We start from the raw sequence: 26574 nt of genomic DNA, 5'->3' as shown, positions 1-26574 counted from the left end.
CGGGGATCATCGGCGTGCCCCCGGGTGAGCGGCGACCACGCCGTCGTCCGTCGCGCGGCGCGTCCAGGCCCGCAGCCGGGAGTCGTCGTCGCCGAGAAGCTCCTCGGGGGAGCCGTCCTCGACGATGCGGCCGTCCTCGATCCACACCACGCGATCGGCCGACAGCGCCTGCGACACGTCATGCGTGATCGACAGGGTCGTCCGTCCACGGGTGAGCGCGCGCAGCGAATCCTCGACGTGCCGGCGTGCGCGCGGGTCCAGGCCCGTCGTGGCTTCGTCGAGCACGACGATCGGGCTGTCGCGCAGAAGGGCCCGCGCGATGGCGACGCGTTGACGCTGGCCGCCCGAGAGCGTGCCGCCGCGTGCGCCCAGGACGGTGTCGTATCCGTCGGGGAGGGCCGCGATGAAGTCGTGTGCGAAAGCGCGACGGGCGGCGTCCTCGACCTCGGCGTCGGTGGCGTCCAGACGCCCGAATCGGATGTTCTCGCGCAGGGACGTCGCGAACAGCACCGACTCCTGCAGGAGCAGCGACACCGAGGCCCGGACGCTGCCGACCGTCGCGCGGGAGATGTCGATCCCGTCCACTCGCACCCGTCCCGCGACGGGGTCGGCCGCGCGGACGAGCAGGCCTGCCAGCGTCGACTTGCCCGCCCCCGAGGGGCCGAGGAGGCAGACGTGCTGGCCGGCCGGGATGCGCAGGGTGAGGTCGCGGAAGACGGCGCTGCCGCGCGCATCGTCGACGGAGACGGCTTCGAGATCGATGTCGCCGCGCAGCACCGGAAGGGGGGCCGCGTGGGGGCCGTCGGCGATCTCGACGGGCTCGTCGAGCAGATCGGCGACGCGCTCGCCCGACGCGGTGGCCCGCGCGATGCGGCCGGTGTACTTGGCGAGGTCTTTCAGGGGCCGCATGGCGAGCTTGAGGTACGCGACGAAGACGACGAGGTCGCCGGGGGTCATCGTCCCCGACAGCACCTGCCACCCCCCTCCGACGAGCACCGCCGCGGTGGCGAGACCGACGATAACGTCGGTGCGTCGCTCGAGGGCGGCAGCCAGGCGCCGAGCGCGGACCCCCTGCGTCAGGGCTTGGTCGTTGCCGGCGGCGAAGGCCCCCGCGAGGCGCCGTTCGAGGCCGTAGGCCTGCACCACACGGATGGCCCCCAGGGCCTCGGAGGCGGTGTCGGCCAGAGCGCCCTCGCCCTTCCGGGTCGTCCGCGAGGCGGCGGTGATCCGGATCGAACTGCGCCGCGACGACACCGCATACAGCACCGCCGCGCTGACGACGACGGCCGTCAGCATCAGATCCATGAACGACATCACCACGACCAGGATGACGAGGGTGAGAACGTTGCCCACGAGCGGCAATCCGGCGGTGACGGCGACTTCTTGCAGTCGACCGATGTCGCTCACCAGCCGCTGGACGACGTCTCCCGACGAGGCGGTCGAGTGGTACCGGGCCGACAAGGACTGCACGTGGGCGAAGACGCGGGCGCGCAGCTCGGTGGCGACCTTCGAGCCGACCAGCGCGAAGGCGACGGTGCTCGCGTACGCCGACACCGCGCGCAGCGCGATCAGGCCGAGCAGCAGAGCCGCGCACGCGACGAGGAGCCCGATGCTGGCCTGGGGGAGTCCCGCGGCCGCCCCCGAGGAGGCGCCCAGACTCACCGAGACGGCGTCGACGACGAACTTGAGCGGCCACGGCTCGAGGACGCGGAAGACCACGTCGGCGAGCAGGGCGACCATGCCCAGCACGATGAGCGACGCCTTGCCGCGCAGGTGCGGCCGGACGATCGCGAGGCTCCGGCGCAGCGCGCGCGGGGAGGGGGTCCCGCCGCGTTTCATGCTGTCACCGCCGGGTGCACGGCATCCAGAATGCGGGAGAGGACTCCACCCCACCCGTGCGCGGCGACGGCCTGACGCCGCGCCTCGTCGGCCATCCGCCGGCAGAGCACCGGGTCGTCGAGGAGGAGCTGCAGCGCATCGGCGAGGGCGCGGGCATCGCCCGGGGTCACCAGGAGGCCGGTGCGCCCGTGGCGCACGATGTCGGCGAGCTGCCCCACCCGACTGCCGACGACCGGGAGGCCCGCCGCGAGGTATTCGTACGCCTTGAGGGGCGAGAAGTAGTCGTCGGCGGCCCGGTAGGGCGCGGCGCCGACGTCGAGACGCATCAGGACCTCGGGGATGTCCTGTGGCGCGACGGCGCCGGTGAAGGCGGCATCCACCCCCCTCCGACGCGCGTGCCGCTCGAGTTCCTCCCGCTGCGGGCCGTCGCCGACGATGAGGAGACGGGCGTGCAGACCGCGCCGCCGGATGTCGGCCATCGCCTCCACCAGGACGTCGACGCCGTGCCACGGTTTGAGCGTGCCGACGAAGCCGACGGTCGGGGTCGTGTCGTCCGCCCGTCGCACGAGAGGCGGACGGACACGGTCGGTGTTGACGCCGTTGGGAACGACCAGGGGGTTCGTCGCGCCGTTCGCGCGCGCCCACTCGGCGACGGGTGCGGACACGCAGGCCACCACGTCCGCGCTTCGCAGGGCACGCCCGGCGAGGGCGACCGCGCCCTCCTCGTCGACGAGGTCGCGATGCAGACGCTGCTCGTCGACGAGCGGGGCGTTGACCTCGAGGACCACGGGCACGCCGAGGCGTTCGGCCACGTCGGCGCCGCCCGCCGAGAACAGCGAGAACCGTTCGTAGACGAGATCGCAGCCCTCGCGGGCGATGGCGTCGACGAGGGCGTCCACGGCGCGACGGATGCCATGCTCGCGCTGCTGCGCACCCGTTCCCCGCACGCGCTCCTCGACGATGCGGACGTCGGCCAGATCGTCCGGCACGGCATCCCCCCGACGCGTGGCGTACACCGTCACGTCGTCCCCGCGCGCGCGGAGGGCGCGCACGATCTCCTGCACGTGCACACTCGCCCCCTTGGTGCCGAAGACGGGGATGCCGGGGTCGGCGACGAGATAGGCGACGCGCATCAGGCCGCCTCCCCCGCGTCGATCGCGGCGGGACCCGCGGTCAGGGCGGCGAGCGATTCCGCCTGCGCGTGCGCATCGAAACGCTGTTCGATGAGCCGGCGCGCTCGACGTGCGACCGCCGCGACCGGGTAGTCGGCTCGACTGATGCGCCGGAGGCCCTCGGTGAGCGATTCGAGATCGCCGGGGGCGCAGAGCACGCCCGTGCGGCCGTCCTCGACGATCTCGGGGATCCCGGTCACCGCCGTCGACACGCAGGGGATGCCGCTGGCCATCGCCTCGAGAAGGACGGTGGGAAGTCCATCGGCGTTTCCGTCGGCGCCCACGAGGCAGGGGGCGACGAAGACGTCCGCGTGGCGCAGGCGCACCGCGACCTCATCCTGCGGCAGCGGACCGAGGAAGCGCACCGCGGCGGATCCCGCCGCTCGTCGGCGCAACGGCTCGGCGAGCTCGCCGTCCCCCACGATGTCGACCGTGGCATCCACGCCCTCCGACCGCAGACGCGCCACCGCGTCGATGAGGAGGGAGAAGCCCTTCTTCTCCACGAGGCGGCCGACGGCGAGCAGGCGGAGGGGACCCTCGCGACGGCCGCGGGCGACGAAGGGGAACCGAGGCAGATCGATTCCGTTGTAGACGCGGACGACGCGTCCGGCAGAGGGGAAGCGGCGCTCGAGGTGGCGGAGGTTGAAGTCGCTGACGGTGACGGCGAAGGCGGCGTCGGCGAGCTTGCGTTCGAGGTCGAGCGGATCGACCGAGGAATGGAAGATGTCCTTCGCGTGGGCGGTGAAGGAGTACGGGATGCCGGTGAGCAGCGAGGCGAGTCGGGCGACGGTCGTCGCGGTGGAGGCGAAGTGCGCGTGCAGATGCGTCACCCCGCGGGCGACGACCTGAGCGGCGACCTCGACGGCTTGCACGGCGTCGTCGGGTTCCGCCGTCAGCAGCTCCGGCAGGTGCCGCCCGATCGCCGCGCGCAGCCCCGGGTCGGCCTGTGCGCGGCGCAGGCCGTCCCACGCGGACGACAATCGACGCGGCACCGGGATGGCACGCACCGGAGCCTGCACGCGGGCGAGTTCGGCGTGGAAACGGGTGTCGTCGCTCGGGCGCAGCGCGAAGATCTCGAGACGCTCGCCACGGGCTTCGCGGGCGAGGATCTCGGTCACGATGAACGTCTCGGAGAAACGCGGGTACATCTTCACGACGTAACCGATCAGGGGGGTGGCGTCAGTTGGCATGAGCGGAGAGCCCTTCGATGGTCGGGGACAGCAGGCGCGCGGCGAGGGTGCCGACCGTGGACAGCCCGCCGAGGTCGAGGCCCGCGCGGGGCGAGCGCGTGCGGTGGGCGCGGCGGAAGAAAGAGCCGATGACGGCGTGGTCGACGCCGTCGTCGCCGACGGTCTCGATCGCGCCGCTCTGCGCCAGCGCGTGCGCGCGGATGCGCTGTTCGTCGCGCCGCCCCGTCCGGGGCACCACGAGCGCGGGGGTGGAGGTGCTCATGACCTCGCAGACGGTGTTGTAGCCGCCCATCGTCACGACGGCCGCGGCCCTCGCCATCAGCCCCGGCAGGTCCGCGACGCTCTCGACCACCTCTGCTCCGGTGACGGTGGCGGCGGCACGGACGCGCCGCCGATCGGGCTCCGACATCTGCGGGCCCGTCACGACGAGGTGGTGGTGCCCGGCCGGGAGGGGGGCGCCGGCGGCGGCGATGGCGACGGCCGCTCCGTCGGACCCTCCGCCGACCGTCGTCAGCACGAAGGGGTCCTCGCCCGCGGTCGCCCCCGGGGTGATGCGACCGTGTGAGAGGTATCCGGTGAAATCGATCAGGGATGAGATGCCCGGGGGCGTCTCTCCGCTGCGACGCAGATCGTGGACGGCCGGGTCGCCGTACACCCAGACCGCGTCGAAATTCTCCCGTATCGCCCGCGCTCCCCCGACCGACCGGAACTCCGCACGGACCTTCGCCGGTCGATCCAGCACGTCCCGCAGACCGAGGACCGTGGTGCATGAGGGGTGCGATCTGCGCAGCGCGTGCAGGGCGCGGCGCAATTCGCCGTTCACACCGAAGGGGTGACGATCGACGACGAACAGATCGGGGGAGAAGGCACGCAGCAGTTCCGCGATGACGCCTCCCCGCATCGCGGTGACCTGTCCGATGTCGGATGCCAGGTGGCGGGCCCGGTACCCGGCATCGTCGACGGAGATGCTCGGGACCACGACCCAGTCCCATCCCGGAGGGGTGGGGAAGGTCGTGGCCGACGCCTGGCCGGTGATGAGAACCCCGGTGACATCACCGCCGGTCAGGGTCGGAAGGTCTCGAGCGAGGGCATGGGCGAGGGCGAGGTTGCGCCGCACGTGTCCGAGGCCGACGGAGTCGTGCGACGACAGGGCGATTCGATAGACCACGGGATCCTCCTGGGGTGGGCGCCTCGTTCGCGGGGGGTCCCGCGATCCCATGCTCCTGCCCGCGTGTAAAGCCGGAATAAGGCGATAACGAGAGGGTTCTTAGGAACCGCGCGCGGGAGTCGAGCGCGTCGACGTCACCGATAGCCGCACGATCCTGACGGCGTCGCGGCGTCGCCTCGCGTGCAACGGCGTCATCCGTCGCGCGGGGGTTTTGCGCCCGCTCGCTATCGACGAGATGGGGCGAGCAGCGTCGTGGGGGCTAGTCGGGCAGCGACGACCGCGTGGAGCCGAGCACCGGCCGCGCGGGGATGAACAGCGCCAGGACGAGCGCCACGATTGCGGCCCCGATGCCGAGCAGGAACGACACCTGGAACGCCTGCGCCGTCGGCACGCGCGTGTCGCCGTCGCCGGTCGACAGGGTCGCCAGCACGACCCCCACGATCGCCGCGGCGGTGCTGGTGCCGAGCGAGCGTGCGAGGGCGTTGAGCCCGTTCGACGCGCCCGTCTCGCTCGGCGGAACGGCGCGCATGATCAGCATGGGCATCGCGGCGTAGCCGAAGCCGATCCCGAAACCGATGAGGATGTTGGCCACGACGAAGTGCCACACCTCGGTCGAGAAGATCAGGCTGAACCCGTACGCGACGATGAGCGAGAACGCCCCCGCGATGAGCAGGATGCGGGGTCCGATCGTCCGGGCGAGCGTGCCCGAGATCGGCGAGAGCACCATCATCACCAGCCCCGACGGCATGACGACGAGGCTCGCGGCCAGGAGCGAGAGTCCCAGGCCGACGCCGGTCGCCACCGGCAGTTCGAGCATCTGCGGGTACGCGACGTTCGAGGTGAAGAGCGCGAAACCCATGGCGATGGATGCCAGATTGGTCAGCAGGACGGGACGTCGGGCCGCGACCCGCAGATCGAGCAGCGGGTTGTCGACGCGCAGTTCGTACCAGCCCCACAGCAGCAGCACGCCGACCCCGCCGACCGCCAGCGACAGGGTGAGCGGAGACGTCCACCCCCAGGTGTTGCCGCGCGAGACGGCGAGGAGCACGCCGATCAGACCGACCGCGAGACCGGCGGCGCCGACGTAGTCGAACCGCCCGGCGGTGCGCAGCACACTGACCGGAACGATCGACAGCACGAGCGCGAACACGATCGCGCCGAGAGCTCCGGCGATCCAGAACAGCCAGTGCCAGTCGGTGTTCTCGGCGACGAGGGCGCTGATCGGCAGTCCCAGCGCCCCGCCGACGCCGAGGGTCGCGCTCATCAGGGCGATGGCGCTGTCGACGCGGTTCTCGTGCAGGACGTCGCGCATGATCGAGATCCCGAGGGGCACGACGCCGACGATCGCGCCCTGCAGGGTGCGGCCGACGATCATCCCGACAATCCCGGTCGACAGCGCCGCGACCGCCGATCCGACGATCATGACGACCAACAGCACCAGCACGATGCGCCGCTTGCCGTACATGTCGCCGAGGCGTCCGGCGATCGGGGTGATCACCGCGGCGGCCAGCAGCGTGGACGTGACCACCCACGCGGTGTCGTCTCGCGACGCATCCAGCAACTGGGGCAGCTGCGACTGGATGGGCACCACGAGGGTGAACATGAACGACGAGCACAGCCCCGCGAGGGCCAGCACCGCCACGACCAGACCCTGGGGGCTGTTCCGGGAGAGTCTTCTTCGCGTCTTCTCATCCCGTGACATCGTCCCTACGCTATCCCGGACCAGCGGGGCGAGGGTCGCGCTGCCTACCCCGCCACCGCGGCATCCACCTCATCCATTACCCCGCGTGACAGCCCGTTACCCGTCGTAACGCGTCGGTTTGGACGCCTCTCGCGCGCATGTTGACGTGGTGTCATGACTTCGCACCGCACCGCACGCCTGGCCACGATCCTCAGTGCCTCCGCCGCCGCCCTTCTGCTGACCCTCACCGGATGCGCCGGGGGAGCGGCATCTTCCGACGACTCCTCGCGAATCGTGCTGGGCGCCGACGACGGCAACGAGGCGCACTGGACGGTGCTGAAGCAGAAGCTCGCCGACGAGGGCATCGACCTCGAGGTGCGAACGATCAACGACGGCGTGCAGCTGAACCAGGGCGTGCAGGACGGCGAGCTGGACGTGAACCTCTTCCAGCACCTGATCTACCTGTCGCAGTTCAACGTCGACAACAGCGGATCGCTCGTCCCGGTCGGCGCGACCGCGGTGTACCCGCTCGCCCTCTACTCGGAGCAGTACACCGACGTCACCGACCTGCCCGAGGGCGCGAAGGTCGCGATTCCCAACAACCCCACGAACCTGGCCCGCGGCCTGCTCAACCTGCAGAAGGCCGGACTGCTCACGCTCAAGGACGGCGGAACCGCGCTGTCGACCCCCGCCGACATCGAGACCTCGAAGGTCGAGCTGGTGCCGGTCGACACCAACCAGACGGTGACCGCGCTCAAGGACGGCAGCGCCCAGGCCGCGATCGTCAACAACACCCAGGCGCAGAAGGGCGGGCTCGGCGACGAGCTCATCATCTTCAAGGAAGACCTGAACAACCCGCAGCTGGCGCCGTACATCAACGCCTTCGTCACCCGCGACGACAAGAAGGACGACCCGCGCTGGGAGAAGCTCGTCGCGGCGTACCACTCGCCCGAGGTCGAAGCGGCCGTCACCGAGCTGAACCAGGGCAACCTGCAATTCAAGACCGAGTGGACCGGTGCCCAGCTGCAGGACGAGCTCACCAGCCTCGAAGACGCCCTCGAGGCCCGGAACGGATGACCGCGGTCATCGAACTGCGGGGCGTTACCAAGAGCTTCGCCACCGATCGCCGCTCCTCCACCACCGCCGTCGACGATGTGTCGCTGGCGGTGGAGGAGGGGTCGATCGTCGGTGTCATCGGGTACTCCGGCGCGGGCAAGTCCACACTCGTGCGGCTGCTGAACGGCCTCGAGAAGCCCACGTCCGGCACCGTCGAGGTGCTGGGGGTGGATGTGGGGGATGCCAGCGAGGCGACGCTGCGCGACCTCCGGCGCCGCGTCGGCATGATCTTCCAGCAGTTCAACCTCTTCACCTCGCGGACCGTGGCGGCCAACGTCGCCTACCCGCTGAAGGTGGCGGGCTGGAAGAAAGCCGACCGCGACAGGCGCGTCGCCGAGCTGCTCGACTTCGTCGGCATCGGCGACAAGGCGAAGCAGTACCCCCGCCGACTCTCGGGGGGCCAGAAGCAGCGCGTCGGCATCGCCCGCGCGATCGCGACCGACCCGAGGATCCTGCTCGCCGACGAGGCCACCAGCGCCCTCGACCCGCAGACCACGGCCGAGGTGCTCGACCTGCTGCGCGAGATCAATCGGCGTCTCGGCATCACGATCGTCGTCATCACGCACCAGATCTCGATCGTCCACGAGCTGTGCGACCGGGTCATCGTCATGGAGGGAGGCCGCGTCGTCGACAGCGGCGACACGTACCGCGTGTTCGCCCACCCGCGCGCCGAGCTCACCAAGCGTTTCGTCGCGGCCGTGACGCAGGGCGTGCCCACGGGCGAGACCCTGTCGGCGCTCGCCGCGGGCGGGGGAGACCTGGTCAGTGTCGAGATCAACGAGTTCTCGAGCGAAGACGTCTCGGCGATCTTCCACCGACACGGCGCGCGTCACTCGGTCGTCTACGGCGGGGTCACCGACGTGCTCGGCAAGCAGCTCGGCACCCTCACCTACCGGGTGCACACGGACGACCTGGATGCCGTCGTGACCGACCTGCGCGCCCACACCGACGTCGCGGTGCCTTCGACGGAGGTGCGCGCATGAACAAGTGGGACACCCTGACCCCGGTCCTGCTGCAGTCGATCGGCGAGACCGTCTACATGGTCGCCGTGTCGCTGCTCATCTCGGGCGTCGCGGGCCTCGCGATCGGCGCACTGCTGTACGCCACGCGGCCGGGCAACCTGTTCGAGAACCGCGTCGTCTTCTTCGTCGCGAACCTCGTGATCAACGTCATCCGCCCGATCCCGTTCATCATCTTCCTCACCGCCGTGGCTCCGGTCACCCGCGCCGTGACGGGAACGACTCTGGGCACGGATGCCGCGATCGTGCCGATCACGATCATGGCCACCGTCGTGATCGCCCGCGTCGTCGAGCAGAACCTCGTCGCGGTCGATCCGGGCACCGTCGAGGCGGCTCGTGCCGTGGGGGCGCGGCGGATCGGTGTGCTGTTCGGCGTCGTCATCCCCGAGGCCCTCGCCCCGCTGATCCTGGGCTACACGTTCATGTTCATCGCGGTCGTCGACATGTCGGCGATGGCGGGGTACATCGGCGGCGGAGGCCTCGGCAACTTCGCGATCATCTACGGCTACCAGCAGTTCAACCAGCAGGCGACGTGGGTGACGGTGGCGATCATCGTCGTGATCGTCCAAGCGGGCCAGCTGCTCGGCAACGCGTTGGCGCACCGCATCCTGCGGCGCTGAGCCCCCGCCCCCCCGGCTCGGTATCCTCCCCTCCCCCACCCCCTCCACCCCTGTTGAGTGTCCAAGAAACGCCGGGGGCGCGCCCCCGTGCGCGGCATGTCTTGGACACTCAACAGGGGGGCGGGGGGGCGGGGGGCAGGGGGGCGGGGGGAGCGGGGGGAGTGGGGGCGCCTACCCTCGGAGGATGAGCCTGCCCCGAACCCTCGCCCGCTGGCTGCTCGGTGCGGCGCTCGTCTTCGCCGGCACCGCGCACCTCACCTTCGCGCGCGACGAGTTCGTCGCCCAGGTGCCGTCCTGGCTGCCGCTCCCGGTCGACGTCACGGTCGTGGCATCCGGGATCGTCGAGATCGTCCTCGGACTCGCGTTGCTGGTCCTCGGGCGGTTCCGCGTCGCCGTCGGGTGGATCGTGGCGGCCTTCTTCGTCGCGATTTTCCCCGGCAACATCGAGCAATTCGTCCGGGGTACCGACGCCTTCGGCCTCGACACGGACCTGGCCCGCGGCATCCGTCTGCTCTTCCAGCCCCTGCTGGTGATCTGGGCGCTGTGGTCGACCGGGGCGTGGCGCGCCTGGCGTGCGCGCAGGGCCCGCGCCCGCTGAGCCGCCCGCCCGACCGGGTCCGCCCGGTGCGCGTCAGTTCCGTGCGCGTCAGGCCCGACCGGGTCTGCCCGGTGCGCGTCAGTTCCGTGCGCGTCAGGCCCGACCGGGTCTGCCCGGTGCGCGTCAGACCCGTGCGCGTCAGGCCCGCGCCGAGTCTGCCCGGGTGCGCGTCGGTTCCGTGCGCGTCAGGCCCGCGCCGGGTCTGCCCGGCGCGCGTCAGCCCTGCGCCGCCTCCGCGTGCAGCACGTCGGCCAGCACGTCGAGGCCACGGTGCGCGTCGGCGTCGCCGATGACGGCGGGCGGCACCACGTGCACGCGATTCTCGGCGAAGAAGCCGAGCACGCCGCGCTCGAGCATCGCGGCCTTGATCGCGCCGACGCGGGCGGCGGCGAGCGGCTCGCGTGTCGCCTCGTCGGCGACGAGCTCGACGGCCCAGAACACGCCGCGGCCGCGCACCTCGCCCACCAGCGGCGAGTCCTCGGCCAGCTGGCGCAGGCGCGGGCCGATGACCTCGTCGCCGATGCGGCGCGCGTTGTCGACCACGCCCTCGTCGGCCATCGCCTGCTGCGCGGCGACGATCGAGGCGGCTGCCAGCGGGTGGCCCGAGTACGTCAGCCCACCGGGGAAGACGCGGTCGTCGAACACCGAGGCCACGGCATCCGAGATCACCACCCCGCCCACGGGTACGTACCCGGAGTTCACGCCCTTGGCGAAGGTGATCAGGTCGGGGCGCACGCCGAACGCGTCGAACGCGAACCACTCGCCGGCGCGCGCGAAGCCCGCCATGACCTCGTCGAGGATGAGCAGGATGCCGTAGCGGTCGGCGATCTCGCGGACGCCGGCCAGGTATCCCGGCGGGGGGACGAGGATGCCGGCGGTTCCGGGGATCGTCTCGAACAGGAACGCCGCGATCGTGTCGGGTCCCTCGGCCTGGACGGTGCGCTCGAGGTGACGGAGTGCCCGCTCGGTCTCTTGTTCGGGGGTCTCGGCCCAGAACTCCGTGCGGTACAGGTACGGGCCGAAGACGTGGACGTGACCGCGCGAGTACTCGTTCGGCATCCGTCGCCAGTCGCCGGTGGCCACGATGGCCGCGCCCGTGTTGCCGTGGTACGAGCGGTAGTGCGAGACGATCTTGTCGCGCCCCGTGGACAGTCGGGCCATGCGGATCGCGTTCTCGTTGGCATCCGCCCCGCCGTTGGTGAAGAACACCTTCGTGAAGCCCGCGGGGGCGCGTTGGAGCACCAGCTCGGCGGCGTGCGCACGGGTCTCGTTCGCGTGCGCGGGGGCGACCGTGGTCAGGGTCGCGGCCTGCTCCTGGATCGCCGTGACCACGCGGGGGTGCTGATGGCCGATGTTGACGTTGACCAGCATGCTCGAGAAGTCGAGGTAGCGGCGGCCGTCGGCATCCCACACCTCCACGCCCGAGCCCCCCGCGAGGGGGAGCGGCGCGAGGGTGCCCTGGGCCGACCACGAGTGGAAGACGCTGGCGCGGTCGCGGTCGCTGATCTCGGCGTTGCGGGTCGTGGTGAGGGGAGTCGACATGCCCCCAGTGTGCTCCGTCACGGCACAGCCGCCAGTGGCGGAAGTGTCAGTACGCTCGAATCACAATCGACAGTTTGGCCAGCCGATGCCCGCCTCGCTCCGCACGCTCCTCGACCACGATCGCGCGCGCCTGCGCGCACGGACCCCGCTCGACGGCGCGGTGCTCGACCGACCGCTCTCGTGGGTGCACAGCTCCGACTTACTCGACCCGACGCCCTGGCTCGAGCCGGGGAACCTGCTGCTGACCAACGGCGCACCCTTCGCCGGGACGGATGCCGCCGACCCCCGCGCCTACGCGGAACGCCTGCGCGCCGCGGGCGTGGCGGGTCTGGGTTTCGCAACCGACGTCATCCACGCCGAGGTGCCGCCCGAGGTGGTCGAGGCGTGCGCCGCCGCGGGTCTGCCCCTGATCGAGGTCGGCGGCCGCGCGCCGTTCATCGGCATCATCCGCTTCGTCGCCGACCTGATCGCCGCCGATCGGGCGGCGCGCTTCACCTGGCTGCTCGATGCGCAAAGGTCGGTGGCGCGCGCGGCGGTGCGCGATGACGGACTGCGCGAGATCCTGCGCACGCTGTCGCGCCTGCTCGACACCTGGGTCGCGCTGTACGACGGTGCCGGTGCCCGCATCCCGCTCGAGGGGATCCGCTCCGCCCCGTCGGGCGATGAGGAGCGGGTCGCCGCCGAGATGCGTCGCCTGCTCGAACGGGCGACCGCGGCGAGCGTGCAGCTGCCGGCGCCGGGCGGGGCCGTGCTGCAGACGATCGGCCGCAGCGGCCACCTGCGGGGGGTGCTCGCGGTCGGTGCGCGTGCCGCGTTCGACCCCGCCGAGAAAGACCTGGTGGCCACCGTGGTCGCCCTCGCCAGCATCGCCCTCGACCAGCAGCGTCAGGTGCAGACGTCGCTGCGCAGCGTCCGCGCGGGGGTGATCGAGCTGCTCGTGGACGGCCACGTCGACGCGGCCGGGCGCCTCGCCGAGGCGGTGTTCGGCGCGCTACCGCCGGCGCCGATGACGGTCGTCTCCCTTCGTGAGGCATCGGCCGAGCCGGGACTGCTCGACGAGCTCGACGTGGTGATGACGGATCCCCGGCGGCTGTTCTTCGCCGCACGCGGGGGCGACGTCGTGGTGCTCGCCGCCGAGGGTGAGGACGCCGTGGTCTCGTCGCTCGTCGCGCGGCGCGGCCTGGCCGCGGGGAGTGCGGCCCGCCTCGACGGCGACGACCTCGCCACGGCGTTGCGTCGCGCGGGCCTCGCCGCGCGCGAGGCGTCCGCCGGGACGGTGCGCGCCTACGCCGAGATCGCCGGGTCCGGTCTGGTCGGCGCCCTCCGCGCGCGCGGTGGCGACCTGATCGCGGCTTCGCTGCTGCGGCCGCTCGAGGCCGTGGCCCCGGGTGAACGGCGACGCCTGCTCGACTCGGCGCGGGCGTGGCTCGACGCGAACGGCGCGTGGGACCCCGCGGCGCGGGGGCTCGGCATCCATCGGCACACCCTCAAGGCGCGGATGGCCCAGCTGGAGCAGATGCTGGGGATCGACCTGACGAGCTTCGCGGCACGTGCCGAGCTCTGGGCGGCACTGCAGCTCACGCACTGACGGGGTCGCCTGAGGGCGGCGGCCGGGTGGATCCGTCGTGCGGACGAGGGGGCAGACGCGCCGGTGCGGGCGGCCGTGGGGCGGCGTGTCGCCGGGGGTATCCGCGGGACGGTGCGCTGTCGGGCCGCCGGGCGACGCCGACCGGACCCGCGGCGCGGCGGAGCGGATGACGGATGCCGCGACGCCGGGGCCGTACCAGGCCCGAGGTCGCGGCATCCGTCGTCGTCGGTCAGCTGTTCTGCGGGAAGCCGAGGTTGATTCCGCCGTGGGTGGCGGGGTCGAGCCAGCGGCTGGTGACGGCCTTCTCGCGGGTGAAGAAGTCGAAGCCGTGCACGCCGTACGCCTTGGCGTCGCCGAACAGGCTCTTCTTCCACCCGCCGAACGAGTGGTAGGCCACCGGGACGGGGATCGGCACGTTGATGCCGATCATGCCGACCTGCACGTCGTTCTGGAAGCGGCGTGCCGCCCCGCCGTCGTTGGTGAAGATCGCCGTACCGTTTCCGAACTCGCCACGGTTGATGAGGGCGAGGCCCTCGTCGTACGAGGCGACGCGCACGACCGACAGCACGGGTCCGAAGATCTCCTCGGTGTAGGCGCGGGATGACGTAGGCACCTCGTCCAGCAGCGTCGGACCGAAGAAGAAGCCGTCCTCGTGCCCGTCGACGGTGTGGCCGCGGCCGTCGACGACGATTCGCGCTCCGTCGGCCTCGGCGATGTCGACGTACGACGACACCTTTTCGCGATGGGCGGCGCTGATGAGGGGGCCCATGTCGGGCTCGACGTCGGCCGCGCCATCGCCGACGCGCAGCTCGTGGATGCGCTCGGTGACCTTGGCGATGAGCTCGTCGGCGACGGGCTCGACGGCGAGGACGACGCTGATGGCCATGCACCGCTCGCCGGCGGCGCCGAAGCCGGCGTTGACGGCGGAGTCGGCGACGAGGTCGAGGTCGGCATCCGGCAGGACGAGCATGTGGTTCTTCGCCCCGCCCAGGGCCTGCACGCGCTTGCCGTTCTTCGCCGCGGTCTCGTAGATGTACTGGGCGATGGGGGTCGAGCCGACGAACGAGACCGATTGCACCTCGTCGGCGTGCAGCAGGCCGTCGACGGCGACCTTGTCGCCCTGCAGCACGGTGAACGCGCCGTCGGGCAGGCCCGCCTCCTTCCACAGCTGCGCGAGCCAGAGGGAGGCCGAGGGGTCCTTCTCGCTGGGCTTGAGCACGACCGCATTGCCCGCAGCCAGGGCGATGGGGAAGAACCACATCGGCACCATCGCGGGGAAATTGAAGGGGCTGATGATGCCGACGACGCCGAGCGGCTGCTTCAGGGAGTACACGTCGACGCCGCTCGAGGCGTTCTCGCTGTATGCGCCCTTGATCAGGTGCGGGAACCCGCAGGCCAATTCCACGACCTCCTGGCCGCGGGCGATCTCGCCCATCGCGTCCGAGGCGACCTTGCCGTGCTCGGCGGTGATGATCCGGGCCAGCTCGCCCTTGCGCGCGTTCAGCAGCTCGCGGAACGCGAACAGCACGCCCTGTCGCTTGGCGATGGAGAATGCGCTCCACGCGGCGAAGCCCCGTGTGGCCGAGGCGAGGGCCGCGTCGATGTCGGTCTGGTCGGCGAGGGCGACGTGCGCGCGCACCGCACCGGTCGCCGGGTTGTAGACGTGGGCGGTCCGCCCGCTCGCCGAGGGGGTGGCGGCGCCGTCGAACCAGTGCGCGATGACGGGGAGGTCGGTGTCGGTCATCTCTCCAGTAAACGCCGCGACGACGCGGCTCGCGGCTGACAGATCGGCCACGTTCGAACCCCGGGCGGGACAGTTCGTCACTTCGGGTGGCCCGGGGCGGGAAGCGCTCGCTGGGAGTGTCGTATGTACCGGCGGCTGAGTTTGAGAACGGTTATCATCAGCGTTAACGTGTTCACATGACCCGTCGCATTCTCGCCCCCGTCGTCCTCGGGGCCGCTTCCGTACTCGCGCTCGCAGGATGCGCGGGCGCCTCCCCCTCGGCGCAGTCGTCGACCGACGCCCCCGACACGATCACGGTCGTCGCGTCCACCGACGTCTACGGTTCGATCGCCGAGGCCGTGGGCGGCGACTTCGTCGACGTCCAGTCGATCATCACCTCGCCCACGCAGGACCCGCACGAGTACGAGGCGAGCGCGCAGGATCAGCTGACGCTGAAGAACGCCGGCCTGATCATCGAGAACGGGGCCGGATACGACGCCTTCATGGAATCGCTCCGCGAGGCCAGCGGCTCGACCGCGCCGGTGATCACCGCCGTCGAGTTCAACCACGACTACCCGGGCGCCGAGGACCACGACCACGAAGAGACCCCCGCCCCGGGCGAGAGCGCCGACACCCACGACCACGCCGAGGGTGACGGGCACGACCACATCGACGGCTTCAACGAGCACGTCTGGTACGACCCGCACACCGTGGAGCACGTCGCCGAGGACATCGCCGAGCACCTCGGCGAACTCGCCCCCGACCACGCCGCGGACTTCACCGCGAACGCCGAGGCGTTCGTGGAGCAGATCGCCGGTCTCGAGGACTCGCTGGGCGAGATCGAGGCGACGGATGCCGGAGCCAAGGTCTTCGTGACCGAGCCGGTCCCCGTGTACCTCGTCGAGGCGGCCGGTCTGGACAACGCCACCCCGAACGAGTTCAGCGAGGCGGTCGAAGAGGGACAGGACGTTCCCCCCGCCACGCTGCTGGAGTCGCTGCAGCTGATCGACTCGGGCGAGGTCAAGGTCATGATCGTCAACCCGCAGACCGGCGGAGCCGAGACCACCCAGGTCGAGGACGAGGCGAAGGCCAAGAACATCCCCGTGATCGAGTTCACGGAAACGCTCCCCGAGGGTCAGACTTACATCTCGTGGATGCAGAGCAACATCATGGCGCTGAGCGACGCGCTGACGGCGTGAGCGCAGCCGCACCGCTGCGTATCCGCGACGCCGCCCTCGAACGCGGCGGCCGCGAGCTGTGGTCCGGGCTCGACCTCGAGGTCGAGCCCGGCGAGCTCGTCGCCGTGCTCGGACCCAGCGGATCGGGCAAGACCACGCTGCTGCGCGCGATCCTGGGTCTCGAACGGCTCAGCTCCGGATCGATCGAGGCCCTCGGCGCTCCGGTGCGTCGTGCCGGAAACCGCCGCATCGGGTACATCCCCCAGCAGCGTCCCCTGCCGCGCGAGACCCCGCTGCGCGGACGCGACATCGTCGGCATGGGCGTCGACGGCCATCGTCCGGGCCTGCCCCTGTCGCGCAAAAAGGACCGGGCCCGCATCGACGAGCTGCTCGCAGCCGTCGGAGCCACCGAGTTCGGCAACCGCCCGGTCGGGTTGCTGTCGGGCGGCGAGCAGCAGCGACTGCGCATCGGGCAGGCCCTCGCCGACGATCCGCTCCTGCTGCTGTGCGACGAGCCGCTGACGAGCCTCGATCTCGCCAACCAGCAGGCCGTCGTGCGCGTGATCGACCGCCACCGGCGCGAACGCGGGGCCGCGGTGCTGCTGGTCACCCACGACATCAACCCCGTTCTCTCGGGCGTCGACCGCATCCTCTACATCGCGAACGGGCGGTTCACGCTCGGCACCCCCGACGAGGTTCTGACCACCGAGACGCTGTCGGCCCTCTACGGCGCCCCCGTCTACGTGGTGCGCGCGGGCGGGCAGCTCATCGTCGTCGGGGCGCCGGACGCCGACGACGCGCACCACCATCACCACGACGAGGACGACGCATGAACTGGTCCGACGTCGGCGACGCCCTCTTCGGCGGGGTGGGCCAGTACGGCGCCATCCTCGAACTGGTGCAGAACTCGGTCTACGCGGGCGCTGTCCTCGGTCTGGTCGGCGGGCTCATCGGCGTCTTCGTGATGCAGCGCGACATGGCGTTCGCGGTGCACGGCATCAGCGAGCTGTCGTTCGCCGGTGCGGCGGTCGCCCTGCTCGTCGGCGCCGACGTCGTGTCGGGCTCCATCGTCGGCTCGCTCATCGCCGCGGGGCTCATCGGCGTGCTCGGTGCCCGCGCGCGCGACCGCAACTCGATCATCGGCGTGCTCATGCCGTTCGGGTTGGGCGTCGGCATCCTGTGCCTGTCGCTGTACAACGGGCGCAGCTCGACGCGTTTCAGTCTGCTCACCGGGCAGATCGTGTCGGTGCAGAGCGAGCAGCTCGGTTGGCTCGTCGTGATCGGCGTCGTCGTGCTGGTGGCCCTGCTGCTCATCTGGCGGCCCTTGCGCTTCGACTCGCTCGATCCGCAGTCCGCCGCGGCGCGGGGCGTTCCCACCACCGCCGTGTCGCTGGCGTTCATGCTGCTGCTCGGCCTGATCGTCGCGGTGGCGGTGCACATCATCGGTGCGTTGCTGGTGATGGCGCTCCTGGTCACCCCGGCGGCGGCGGCGATGCGCGTGGCATCCGGCCCGCTGTCGGTCCCGGTGCTGGCGGCGCTGTTCGGTTTCGTCTCGGCCGTGGGCGGAGTTCTCCTGGCCGTCGCGGGAACCCTGCCCGTCAGCCCGTACATCACGACGATCTCGTTCGCGATCTACCTCGCGTGCCGCCTGATCGGCGCGCGGCGCGACCGCACGACCCGCGCGTTCTAGCACCCAGCCGATTCACCGAACGCCTCGCTAGACTCGCCGCCATGGTCCAGCGCAACACGTGGCAACGCGAACGCGTGCGCGAAGCCCTGTCGGGAGCCGGCGGGTTCGTGAGCGCGCAGTCGCTGCACGCCACCCTGCGCGACGAGAACACCGGCATCGGCCTGGCCACCGTCTACCGCACGCTCGCGGGGCTCGCCGCTCGCGGCGACGCCGACTCGCTGCAGAGCCCCGACGGCGAGAACCTCTTCCGCGCATGCGAGACGCGCGGACACCATCACCACCTCATCTGCCGCTCGTGTGGAAAGGCCGTCGAGATCGCGGCCACCGACGTCGAGGACTGGGCGCAGCGCACCGCCGCTCAGCACGGCTTCAGCGAGGCCGAGCACGTCGTCGACATCTTCGGCATCTGCACAGACTGCGCCCTCGCCCGGGCTCGCGAGCGTGGCGACGAGTAGTCGCACCGCGGCGCCCACCCGTCGCCGCCCGGACGCCCCCCGCACGGGCGCCTCCCGCACCCTCGTCGCCCTGGGCCTGGGTGTCGCCGTCGTCACCGCGCTGTTCCTCGTCGACGCGTTCGCCCCGGCGTTCTTCGCGCAGCCGCTGCCCACGCGGGCGCAGGACGGGCTGACCCTCGCGCTCAGCGTGCTGATCGAGTCGCTGCCGTTCGTCATCCTGGGCGTGCTGCTGTCGATCATCGTGCAGGTGTGGGTGCCGCCGGGGGCGATCGAGAGATGGATGCCGCGCGCACCGTGGGCGCGCCGGGCGGTGCTGTCGCTGCTGGGCATGTTCATCCCCGTGTGCGAGTGCGGCAACGTGCCCTTCGCGCGCGGTCTGCTCATGCGCGGATTCGGGGTGTCGGACACGCTGACGTTCCTCGTCGCGGCCCCCATCGTGAACCCGATCGTCATCATCTCCACGCACGCCGCGTTCGGGTTCAGCGACGGCATCCTCGTGGCGCGCCTGATCGGCGGGTATCTCGTCGCCAACCTGATCGGATGGCTCTACAGCCGGCATCCCGATCCCGACAAGCTGCTCACGGAGCGCTTCCTCGAGACGTGCGAGATCGTCGTGCAGGAGCGCGGCGACCGGGGGCGTCGCACCCTCGCCCAGTTCGTCGTCGAGCTGCGGTCGGTCATGCCCGCGCTCATCATCGGCTCGCTGCTCGCGGGAGCGGTGCAGGTGCTCGTCCCGCGCAGCGCGCTGCTGGCGATCGGTTCGGATCCCGCACTGTCGATCGCGGCGATGATGGTCCTCGCGCTCGTGGTGTCGCTGTGCTCGAACGTCGACGCGTTCTTCGCGCTGTCGTTCGCCTCGACCTTCACGCCCGGATCGATCGTGGCGTTCCTGGTGGTCGGACCCATCATCGACCTCAAGATGATGGCGCTGCTGCGCACCACCTTCACCACGCGCGTGCTCGCGGGCATGACGGTCGTGGTGGTGCTGTTCGCCTTCGCGCTGGGAACGGTGGTGAACCTCCTTGTCTAGAACCGGTGCGCTCGCCACCCGCTGGCTGGGAGTCGGACTGACCGCCTGCCTGTCGATCACCACCATCACGCTGTGGCTCACGGGACGGATGTCGCTGTACATCAACCCCGAGTCCGCCTGGTTCGCCGTGGGCATGTCGGTCGTCGCCCTCGTCGGCGCGATCGCCTCGTTCGCCCTGCCGTTGGGGGCCGAGGCCGATCACGGTCACGACCACGAGCACGGGCACGCGCCGGCGGCCGCCGCAGCGCGCCGAGAGGCGTTCGCCCACGCCGACCACGCGCACTCCGACCCGCTCGACGAGCACGACCGCATCGCGCACGAGCACCTCGCCGCCCGGCCGCGGTTCACGCCCGGCGGTGTCGCCGCGTTCACCGGTGGCCTGATCGCCTCGGGCGCGGTCGTCGCCGTGCTGCTCACGCCGGCCGCCTCGCTGTCGACCGAGCTCGCGGTCTCGCGCGACGTGGGGGCGCCGCCCCTGTTCGCCGGCAGCGACGTGGTGACCCTCGCCGCGTCGGGCGACACCTCGCAGTTCGGCATCGGCGACTGGTCGGCGGTCTTCGCCCATGCCACCAACCCCGAGACCTTCGACGGCAAGCCCGTCACGCTGACGGGCTTCATCACCCCCGGCGGCGACGGGGCGAGCTTCGACCTGACGCGCCTCGTGATCACCCACTGCGTCATCGACGCGCAGACCGCGCGCCTGCCGATCGCGGCGACCGGGGCCGCACCGTCCACCGGGCAGTGGGTCACGGTGACCGGTACCGTGCGCTCCAGCGGCGACGGCAGGCTCGAGGTGCAGGCCGAGCAGGTGGCCGCGATCGACGAACCGGCGGACCCGTATGAGTACTGAGTCCCGTCGCGCTCGGACGCGTCGTCGGCGCGGACGAGGCTTCGCGACCGCCTTCGCCGCGGTGCTGATGGCGCTCGTGGTCGTCGGAGGCGTCGGCGGGGTCGTGTCGGTGGCGCAGGGTCCTCGCATCACCGACGTGCAGGTCGACCCGGCGGCCGCCGTCGCGGCATCCGGGTCCCGGGTGATCCTCACCACGACCCAATCGCTGCAGAGCGTCGACCCCTCGCAGGTCGAGGTCGAACCGGCGACACCGTTCACGGTCGACACGGCCGGACGCAGCGTCGGCGTGCGATTCACCCTGCCGCTGCGCGACGACACCGACTACCGCATCACCGTGAACGGGGTGAACGGCCTGGGTGCGGGGCCCTCGTCGACGCTGACCGAGACCTTTCGCACACCGCCGCTGCAGGCGTACCTGATGCAGCGCGGCACACCCGAGGGCGACACCATCTTCCGCACCGACCTCGCCGGCGAGGCGGGACTGCCCGTGTTCGTGCACCCGCACATCGAGGACTACCGGGCGACCGCGAACCACCTGGTCGTCTCGGTGCGCGACGGCGACACCGCGCGCGTCATCGTGGCCGACCCCGATGGCACCGATCAGCGCGACATCGCCCTTCCCGGGCCGGGCTACGTCACCAATCTGCAGTCGGCCGACCGCGGGGAGCGCATCGGCTTCACCTTCTCGGATGCCGACCTCGGAGCCGCGGGCGGGCGCGAGAGCCGCCTGTTCACGGCGTCGGCCGCCGACGACGCGCCCCCGACCGAGGTCGGGCTCAACGGCGGCGACGTGCGCATCGCCGACTACCGCTTTGTGCCCGACACCGACAGCATGCTCGTGCTGACTTTCGACTCGCGCCTGCTGCTCACCGACGCGCAGGGCGGCAACGCCGCGCCGCTGGGCAGTGCCGTCTCGATCGACGGCATCGCGCGCGGCTCGTCGGTGGCGGTCGTGGAGCGTCTCGAGGGCATTCGCGAGATCGATCTCACCGACGGCTCCGAGCAGGAGCTGGTGCGACCGGTCGACCCGCCGGGCCTTGCGGGACGGGCCACCCCGGTGCCCGGAGCGGGCGCCGGGACCATCCGCTCGTTCGCGGACATCAGCGCCGACGGTGTCTCGCGCTCGACGGTGATCGCGCACGTCGACACGGCGGGGGCGGTGCGTCCGCTGCTCGAGGTGCCCGGCGCCGACACCGCGCTGCAGACCTGCGTCTCGCCGAGCGGACGCTACGCCGCGGTGCTCGTGGCGCCGCGCGCGATCGACAACCCCTTCGACCGCTACCAGCTGCCCCTTCCCGAACGGTTGCTGACCCACCTGGTCGAGATCGACACCGGGCAGGAGATCGCCGCGCTGCAGGGCTTCAACCTGTCGTGGTGTCAGGTCCCGCCGCAGTGACGCGCGCCGCGACCCGCACGGACCTCGTCGCGCTCCCCGTCGAGGTGGCGCCGACGCTGCTGGGCGGGCTGCTCGAGACGATCGTCGCCGCAGAGCGCGTGGTCGTCCGCCTCACCGAGGTCGAGGCGTATCACGGGCGGGGCACCGGCGACCGACCCGACCCCGGATCGCACGCCCGCATGGGGCCCACGGCGCGCAACGCGACGATGTGGGGCGAACCCGGTCATCTGTACGTGTACCTGAGTCACGGCATCCATTCGTGCGTGAACGTGGTCTGCGGCCCCGACGGCGTCGCCGGGGGTGTGCTCCTGCGCGGCGGCGAGGTGGTCGAGGGCGCCGACGTCGCCGAGCGGCGCCGACTCGCGCGTCGCGGTGTCGTGCGCGCGGCCCGAGACCTCGCCCGGGGCCCCGGACGACTCGGCGACGCGGTGGGGCTGCGGCATCCCGTGCACGACGGCATCGACGCGGTCACGGGTGCGGAACGGGCGGGTGCGCGCGCTCGGCTGCTGCTGCCGACCGAGCCGATCGCGCACGTGGCGACCGGACCGCGCGTGGGTGTCGCGGGCGTCGCGGGAACGGCGGCGTTCCCGTGGCGGTTCTGGATCGAGGGGGATGCCACGGTCTCGCCGTTCCGGTGGGGCCGCGGGGCCGCGGAGGCGTCCGCGGGGGGGCGGCTGAGCGCGTCGGATCCCCCGGCGGTGGCCGTGGGGGCGGGACCTCGCGGGCTCGGGGACCTCGCGGCCGGGGCGGGCGCTCCGCGGCGGGGTCAAGGCGACACGCCGTGCTAGACTGACCCCTTGTCTGCGCGCACTCCAGCACGCAGTTCGCATCCCACATCCCGATCCCGGCCTCGCGCCGCGCTCGGACGGGGTGCAGACAAGGGATCTTGGGTGGCACCGTCCGGTGTCACGGTACAGAAGGAGACATCACCATGGCAGCAGTGTGCCAGGTGACTGGAGCGGTTCCCGGCTTCGGTCACAACATCTCGCACTCGCACCGCCGGACGAAGCGCCGCTTCGACCCGAACGTGCAGAAGAAGACCTACTTCGTTCCGTCGCTGGGTCGCAACATCAAGCTCAACGTTTCGGCGAAGGGCATCAAGGTCATCGACGCACGCGGCATCGAGTCCGTCGTGCGTGACCTGCAGGCGAAGGGCGTGAAGCTGTAATGGCGAAGAAGGCTCAGGACGTCCGTCCGATCATCAAGCTGCGGTCGACCGCCGGCACGGGGTACACCTACGTGACGCGCAAGAACCGCCGCAACAACCCCGACCGCATCGTGCTCAAGAAGTACGACCCCGTGGTCCGCAAGCACGTCGACTTCCGAGAGGAGCGCTAAGCACATGGCTAAGAAGAGCAAGATCGCGCGCAACGAGCAGCGCAAGGTCGTCGTCGAGCGCTACGCCGCGAAGCGCGCCGAGCTGAAGAAGACCCTGGTCGACCCCAACGCGACCGACGAGGCCCGCGAGGCCGCGCGCGTGGGTCTGCAGAAGCTGCCCCGCAACGCGTCGCCCGCGCGCGTGCGCAGCCGCGACGTCATCGACGGTCGCCCCCGTGGTGTCCTCACGAAGTTCGGCGTCTCGCGCGTCCGCTTCCGTGACATGGCCCACCGTGGCGAGCTGCCCGGTGTGACCAAGTCGTCCTGGTAAGCACCAGAGACCCGTTCGAAGGGCGGGGGTTCCGACAGGAGCCCCCGCCCTTCGCCGTTCGTCAGTCGTCGATCTCGTCGAGTCGTCGCACCGCCTCGACGCGCGAGGCGACCTCCAGCTTGCGATAGATCGAGCGCAGTTGACTCTTGACCGTGTTCGACGACACCCCGCGCTCGCGGGCGATCTCGGCGGTCGTCAACCGGGAGGGCAGCAGCCTCGCGAGCTCTCGCTCCGTCGGCGTCAGCACGACACGGGACGGCGCGCGCACGTCTCCCGCGGTGACGAGATGCAGCATCTGGCGCACCGGGGCGAGGGGCTCCGCCAACTCGGGGTGCGAGCGGAGGGCGTGGTCGACGAGCGATGCGGTCTCGGAGCGCGGCAGCATCAGGAACGGGGCTGCCGACATGCCGTTGCGGGCCACGAGCAGCAGGGCCATGCGCATGCTCTCTCGCGCCCCCTTCTCATTGCCCGTGCGCAGAAGGGCGATCGCGCGGCGCGCCAGCACCGGGACGAGTGTGCGCAGGCAGTGGTCGAGGTCGGCGGACACGCATTCCTCGGTGCCGTCGAGCAGCTCCTGCTCACGTCCGAGAGCCAGCAGAGCCGCTGAGCGTTGCATCGCGAAGCACGCCCCGTGCCCGTCGGGGCTCTCGTACGGGCGCAGGAGATCGAGGGCTCCGAGATAGTCGCCGTGGGCGGTCAGCAGGTCGGACATCACGGAGACCACCAGATACCTCAGCATGCGGTGGCTGCTCCTGCGGCGACCGCTGAGCAGCAGGTTGCGTCCGGCAGCGAGCGCCGCGCTGAAATCGCGCGTGAACATCATCGCCCCGACCTCGAGAGCGTCCGCCGAGAACACGGCGTATGCGTCGCCGCCGTGCGTCCTCCGCAGCCGCGCGGCGACACGTGCCAGGTTCTCGACGTCCATTCGCGCGATCGCGATCGTCCCGCTCGCGATGATCTCGGCGTACCCGGCCTCCGATTCGTCCCAGCCGTTGTCGCGAAACAGCGTCGCCGCCTCTTCGACGGTGGTCTCGGCGGCGTGGATCTCCCCGTTCAGCGCGCGAGCCAGGGCCATCACCGTCAGAGCGCGATAGCGCAGAGCGGGTGTGTCGGCGAAGAGAAGCGCCTCCGCCCCGAACCGCGCCCCCATCTGCGGTCGCCCGGCCGCCGAGCAGTATTCGCCCGCGGCCGCGTACAGCTGGGATCGGGCCGCGGGCGACAGGTGTGCTGGGCGGATCAGACGGACGCCGTCGAAAGCGCGGCGGACGATGTCGGCACCGCCGGACAGGGCGTCGCGCCGGGCCCGGGCGGAGTAGCACGCGGCGGCCGTCACGGCCTCGGCGTCCGTCCAGATGCGAGGTGCGGTCGGCAGCGGGCACTCGGCGAGGACGGTCAGATGCCGAGCGAGCGGCACGCCCCTTCCGGGCACGAGGCGCGCAGACGTGGCGACGGCGGCGGCACGCAGAGCGGCTCCGAGTTGCGGCGACGCGTCAGCGGGGTCCCTCGGCCTGCCGGGGGCGTTGCGCCGCAGCTCGACCACCGGGGCCGGGTCGTGATCGTCGCCCCGCGGACGCGGCCAGGGGGTCATCGTCCGGTCGAGGGAGAGGAGGTGAGCAGACGGACGGCCTCGGCGCGTCCGTTGACACCGAGCTTGACGTAGATGGACCGCACCTGACTGCGGACGGTGTTGACCGAGACTCCCCGTTCGCGAGCGATCTCGGCGAGACTCGACGGGCTCTGCAGCGCCGACGCGAGGGCGCGCTCGGTCGGCGTGAGACCGAGGGCCAGGGCGTTCTCGAACCCGTCGGCGACCGCCGGGACGGCGTGGTCGAGAAGGCTCAGGATCTCGTCGACGACGGGGCGTGCCGACGCACGCTCCGCCGTGACGGCGTCGAGAAGAAGCCGCACCTCGTCCAGCGGAAGGGAGAGGAAGGGGACAGCGGACGCTCCGATGCGCTCGGTCAGCAGGATGACCGCCTCCATGCACCGCAGGGCGCGTCGATGTGCTCCGAGACGCTGGAACGCGAGGGCGCGGCGAACCAGCAGGGGGGTGAGCGTGCGGGGATTGTGCCCCGCTTCGTCGGCGGCGCAGAGGTCGGTCTCGGCGATGAGTTCCCGATCGCGGCGCAGATGCAGGAGCACGGTGGCCCGGTGGGTCGGGAAGCAGACCCCGTGCCCCTCGGGGCTCTGCCAGGGCGCGAGCAGGGCCAGTGCCTCGTCGAGCCGTCCGCAGGCGACGAGCAGATCGGCGTGCATGCAGACGACGTGCAATCGGCATCCGCGCCAACTGCTGTGGATGCCGCTGCTGTGCAGCAGGTGGGCGCTCCCGGCGAGGGCGCTGGTGATGTCACCGCGGAAGAGTCGCGCGATGACGTCCGCCATCCCCGCGGTGAAGTCCCAGAACCCGTCGCCGGGCTGGGTCGCGCGCAGATCGATCGCGATCTGTTCGAGTGCCGCGGCGTCGGTGCGAGCGGCCGCGACGGTGATCCGAGCGAAGAAGGTGACCAGCATGCGTTCGGTCGGCGGCCACCCCTGCGCGCGGAACAGCTCGTCGGCTCGACGCAGCAGTTCTTCGGTCTTGTCGACATCCCCGTCCAAGCCCGCCGCGAAGGCACCGGTCGCCAGCGCGCGGTACCGCAGCCCTGCCGTGTCGGCGAAGAGCATCGCCTCGTCCGCGAACCGCGACGCGACGTCGGCCAACGCAAGACTGCAGGTGTACTCGGCGACGCTGGAGTACAGCAGAGAGCGGGCGCCGGCCGACATCGACGCCGGCCGAGTCAGACGCACGTCGTCGAAGAAGCGGTCGACGAGTCCCGACCCGAGGGCGAGGGCGTCCTGACGTGCCCGCGCGGTCAGCTGGGCGGCGAGCACGTGGGCGGCGGCGTCGTTCCACACGGGCGGGGCGCTCAACGGTTCGCACTCCGCCAGCAGGGCGAGGTCCCGAGGATGCGGCAGTCCGTTCCCCGGTGCGAGTCGCGCCGCCGTGCGGGCGGCGGCGGCGCGCAGGTCGCCCACCACCTCGAAGGTGTCCAGGGCCGATGTCATGACGGGTCTCCGTTCGTGCCGGGAGC

The 26574-nt window shown here is 71.4% G+C and carries 25 protein-coding genes; 16 read left to right on the top strand and 9 right to left on the bottom strand.

What is annotated here, in order from left to right:
• Nucleotides 1-6: 6 nt before the first annotated feature.
• From ACIPVB_RS01660 to ACIPVB_RS01640, 5 genes are all read right to left on the bottom strand, one after another.
• Complete coding sequence (locus tag ACIPVB_RS01660; protein ID WP_400366406.1) at nt 7-1839, bottom strand: ABC transporter ATP-binding protein; 1833 nt, start codon at nt 1837-1839, stop codon at nt 7-9.
• Nucleotides 1836-2972: a glycosyltransferase family 4 protein gene (locus ACIPVB_RS01655; protein WP_400366404.1), complete on the bottom strand. Its 1137-nt coding sequence runs from the start codon at nt 2970-2972 to the stop codon at nt 1836-1838. The genes ACIPVB_RS01660 and ACIPVB_RS01655 overlap by 4 nt, the downstream gene beginning before the upstream one ends.
• Complete coding sequence (locus ACIPVB_RS01650; protein WP_400366402.1) at nt 2972-4201, bottom strand: glycosyltransferase; 1230 nt, start codon at nt 4199-4201, stop codon at nt 2972-2974. The genes ACIPVB_RS01655 and ACIPVB_RS01650 overlap by 1 nt, the downstream gene beginning before the upstream one ends.
• Nucleotides 4191-5369: a glycosyltransferase family protein gene (locus ACIPVB_RS01645; RefSeq protein WP_400366400.1), complete on the bottom strand. Its 1179-nt coding sequence runs from the start codon at nt 5367-5369 to the stop codon at nt 4191-4193. Before ACIPVB_RS01645 ends, ACIPVB_RS01650 begins: the two co-directional genes overlap by 11 nt.
• A gap of 259 nt (nt 5370-5628) precedes the next feature.
• Entirely contained in the window at nt 5629-7071 is a 1443-nt protein-coding gene (locus ACIPVB_RS01640) for an MFS transporter (protein ID WP_400366398.1), read from the bottom strand.
• A 153-nt stretch (nt 7072-7224) separates the two neighbouring features.
• Between ACIPVB_RS01640 and ACIPVB_RS01635 the strand changes: the two genes are divergently transcribed.
• The 4 genes from ACIPVB_RS01635 to ACIPVB_RS01620 all read left to right on the top strand — a co-directional run bounded on the left by ACIPVB_RS01635 (nt 7225) and on the right by ACIPVB_RS01620 (nt 10403).
• Nucleotides 7225-8127, top strand: a complete 903-nt coding sequence (locus ACIPVB_RS01635) for a MetQ/NlpA family ABC transporter substrate-binding protein (RefSeq protein WP_400366396.1) — start codon at nt 7225-7227, stop codon at nt 8125-8127.
• Entirely contained in the window at nt 8124-9149 is a 1026-nt protein-coding gene (locus ACIPVB_RS01630; protein ID WP_400366394.1) for a methionine ABC transporter ATP-binding protein, read from the top strand. Before ACIPVB_RS01635 ends, ACIPVB_RS01630 begins: the two co-directional genes overlap by 4 nt.
• Nucleotides 9146-9805 carry a methionine ABC transporter permease gene (locus tag ACIPVB_RS01625; protein ID WP_400366392.1) on the top strand — a complete coding sequence of 220 codons (660 nt, stop codon included), beginning with the start codon at nt 9146-9148 and terminating at the stop codon, nt 9803-9805. Before ACIPVB_RS01630 ends, ACIPVB_RS01625 begins: the two co-directional genes overlap by 4 nt.
• 184 nt (nt 9806-9989) lie before the next feature.
• Nucleotides 9990-10403 (top strand): hypothetical protein, encoded by a 414-nt coding sequence (locus tag ACIPVB_RS01620; RefSeq protein WP_400366390.1) that lies wholly within the window; start codon nt 9990-9992, stop codon nt 10401-10403.
• A gap of 216 nt (nt 10404-10619) precedes the next feature.
• On the opposite strand, the gene ACIPVB_RS01615 is transcribed toward ACIPVB_RS01620, so the two are convergent.
• Nucleotides 10620-11945, bottom strand: a complete 1326-nt coding sequence (locus tag ACIPVB_RS01615) for an aspartate aminotransferase family protein (RefSeq protein WP_400366388.1) — start codon at nt 11943-11945, stop codon at nt 10620-10622.
• A gap of 85 nt (nt 11946-12030) precedes the next feature.
• Here ACIPVB_RS01615 and ACIPVB_RS01610 point away from each other — a divergent pair, with 85 nt between their 5' ends.
• Nucleotides 12031-13533, top strand: coding sequence for a PucR family transcriptional regulator (locus ACIPVB_RS01610; protein WP_400366386.1), 1503 nt, complete (start codon nt 12031-12033; stop codon nt 13531-13533).
• A gap of 229 nt (nt 13534-13762) precedes the next feature.
• On the opposite strand, the gene ACIPVB_RS01605 is transcribed toward ACIPVB_RS01610, so the two are convergent.
• A complete protein-coding gene (locus tag ACIPVB_RS01605; protein WP_400366384.1) occupies nt 13763-15277 on the bottom strand; it encodes a CoA-acylating methylmalonate-semialdehyde dehydrogenase in 1515 nt (504 codons plus the stop codon).
• 176 nt (nt 15278-15453) lie between these two features.
• Between ACIPVB_RS01605 and ACIPVB_RS01600 the strand changes: the two genes are divergently transcribed.
• From ACIPVB_RS01600 to rpsN, 11 genes are all read left to right on the top strand, one after another.
• On the top strand, nt 15454-16455 hold the full coding sequence (locus ACIPVB_RS01600; protein ID WP_400366382.1) for a metal ABC transporter solute-binding protein, Zn/Mn family: 1002 nt from the start codon (nt 15454-15456) through the stop codon (nt 16453-16455).
• Nucleotides 16452-17267: a metal ABC transporter ATP-binding protein gene (locus tag ACIPVB_RS01595; RefSeq protein ID WP_400366380.1), complete on the top strand. Its 816-nt coding sequence runs from the start codon at nt 16452-16454 to the stop codon at nt 17265-17267. Before ACIPVB_RS01600 ends, ACIPVB_RS01595 begins: the two co-directional genes overlap by 4 nt.
• A complete protein-coding gene (locus ACIPVB_RS01590; protein WP_400366378.1) occupies nt 17264-18124 on the top strand; it encodes a metal ABC transporter permease in 861 nt (286 codons plus the stop codon). The genes ACIPVB_RS01595 and ACIPVB_RS01590 overlap by 4 nt, the downstream gene beginning before the upstream one ends.
• A gap of 41 nt (nt 18125-18165) precedes the next feature.
• A complete protein-coding gene (locus ACIPVB_RS01585) occupies nt 18166-18579 on the top strand; it encodes a Fur family transcriptional regulator (protein WP_400366376.1) in 414 nt (137 codons plus the stop codon).
• A complete protein-coding gene (locus ACIPVB_RS01580; RefSeq protein WP_400366374.1) occupies nt 18566-19609 on the top strand; it encodes a permease in 1044 nt (347 codons plus the stop codon). Before ACIPVB_RS01585 ends, ACIPVB_RS01580 begins: the two co-directional genes overlap by 14 nt.
• Nucleotides 19602-20459, top strand: coding sequence for a DUF1980 domain-containing protein (locus tag ACIPVB_RS01575; RefSeq protein ID WP_400366372.1), 858 nt, complete (start codon nt 19602-19604; stop codon nt 20457-20459). The genes ACIPVB_RS01580 and ACIPVB_RS01575 overlap by 8 nt, the downstream gene beginning before the upstream one ends.
• Nucleotides 20449-21855 (top strand): hypothetical protein, encoded by a 1407-nt coding sequence (locus ACIPVB_RS01570; protein WP_400366370.1) that lies wholly within the window; start codon nt 20449-20451, stop codon nt 21853-21855. The genes ACIPVB_RS01575 and ACIPVB_RS01570 overlap by 11 nt, the downstream gene beginning before the upstream one ends.
• Nucleotides 21852-22643, top strand: a complete 792-nt coding sequence (locus tag ACIPVB_RS01565) for a DNA-3-methyladenine glycosylase (protein WP_400368171.1) — start codon at nt 21852-21854, stop codon at nt 22641-22643. Before ACIPVB_RS01570 ends, ACIPVB_RS01565 begins: the two co-directional genes overlap by 4 nt.
• 143 nt (nt 22644-22786) lie before the next feature.
• Nucleotides 22787-23023, top strand: coding sequence for a 50S ribosomal protein L28 (gene rpmB / locus ACIPVB_RS01560; RefSeq protein WP_055832508.1), 237 nt, complete (start codon nt 22787-22789; stop codon nt 23021-23023).
• Entirely contained in the window at nt 23023-23193 is a 171-nt protein-coding gene (gene rpmG / locus ACIPVB_RS01555) for a 50S ribosomal protein L33 (protein WP_013584775.1), read from the top strand. The genes rpmB and rpmG overlap by 1 nt, the downstream gene beginning before the upstream one ends.
• A gap of 4 nt (nt 23194-23197) precedes the next feature.
• The gene (gene rpsN, locus ACIPVB_RS01550) at nt 23198-23503 is read left to right on the top strand and encodes a 30S ribosomal protein S14 (protein WP_022878196.1); all 306 of its coding nucleotides are present in this window, start codon (nt 23198-23200) and stop codon (nt 23501-23503) included.
• Nucleotides 23504-23564: 61 nt separating this feature from the next.
• On the opposite strand, the gene ACIPVB_RS01545 is transcribed toward rpsN, so the two are convergent.
• On the bottom strand, nt 23565-25091 hold the full coding sequence (locus tag ACIPVB_RS01545; protein WP_400366367.1) for a LuxR C-terminal-related transcriptional regulator: 1527 nt from the start codon (nt 25089-25091) through the stop codon (nt 23565-23567).
• Nucleotides 25088-26548, bottom strand: coding sequence for a helix-turn-helix transcriptional regulator (locus ACIPVB_RS01540; protein ID WP_400366365.1), 1461 nt, complete (start codon nt 26546-26548; stop codon nt 25088-25090). The genes ACIPVB_RS01545 and ACIPVB_RS01540 overlap by 4 nt, the downstream gene beginning before the upstream one ends.
• Nucleotides 26549-26574: the final 26 nt, after the last annotated feature.

This window comes from Microbacterium sp. NPDC090007 (assembly GCF_044748345.1).
Taxonomy (GTDB): Bacteria; Actinomycetota; Actinomycetes; order Actinomycetales; family Microbacteriaceae; genus Microbacterium.
This window is presented reverse-complemented; position numbering and strand designations above follow the sequence as displayed.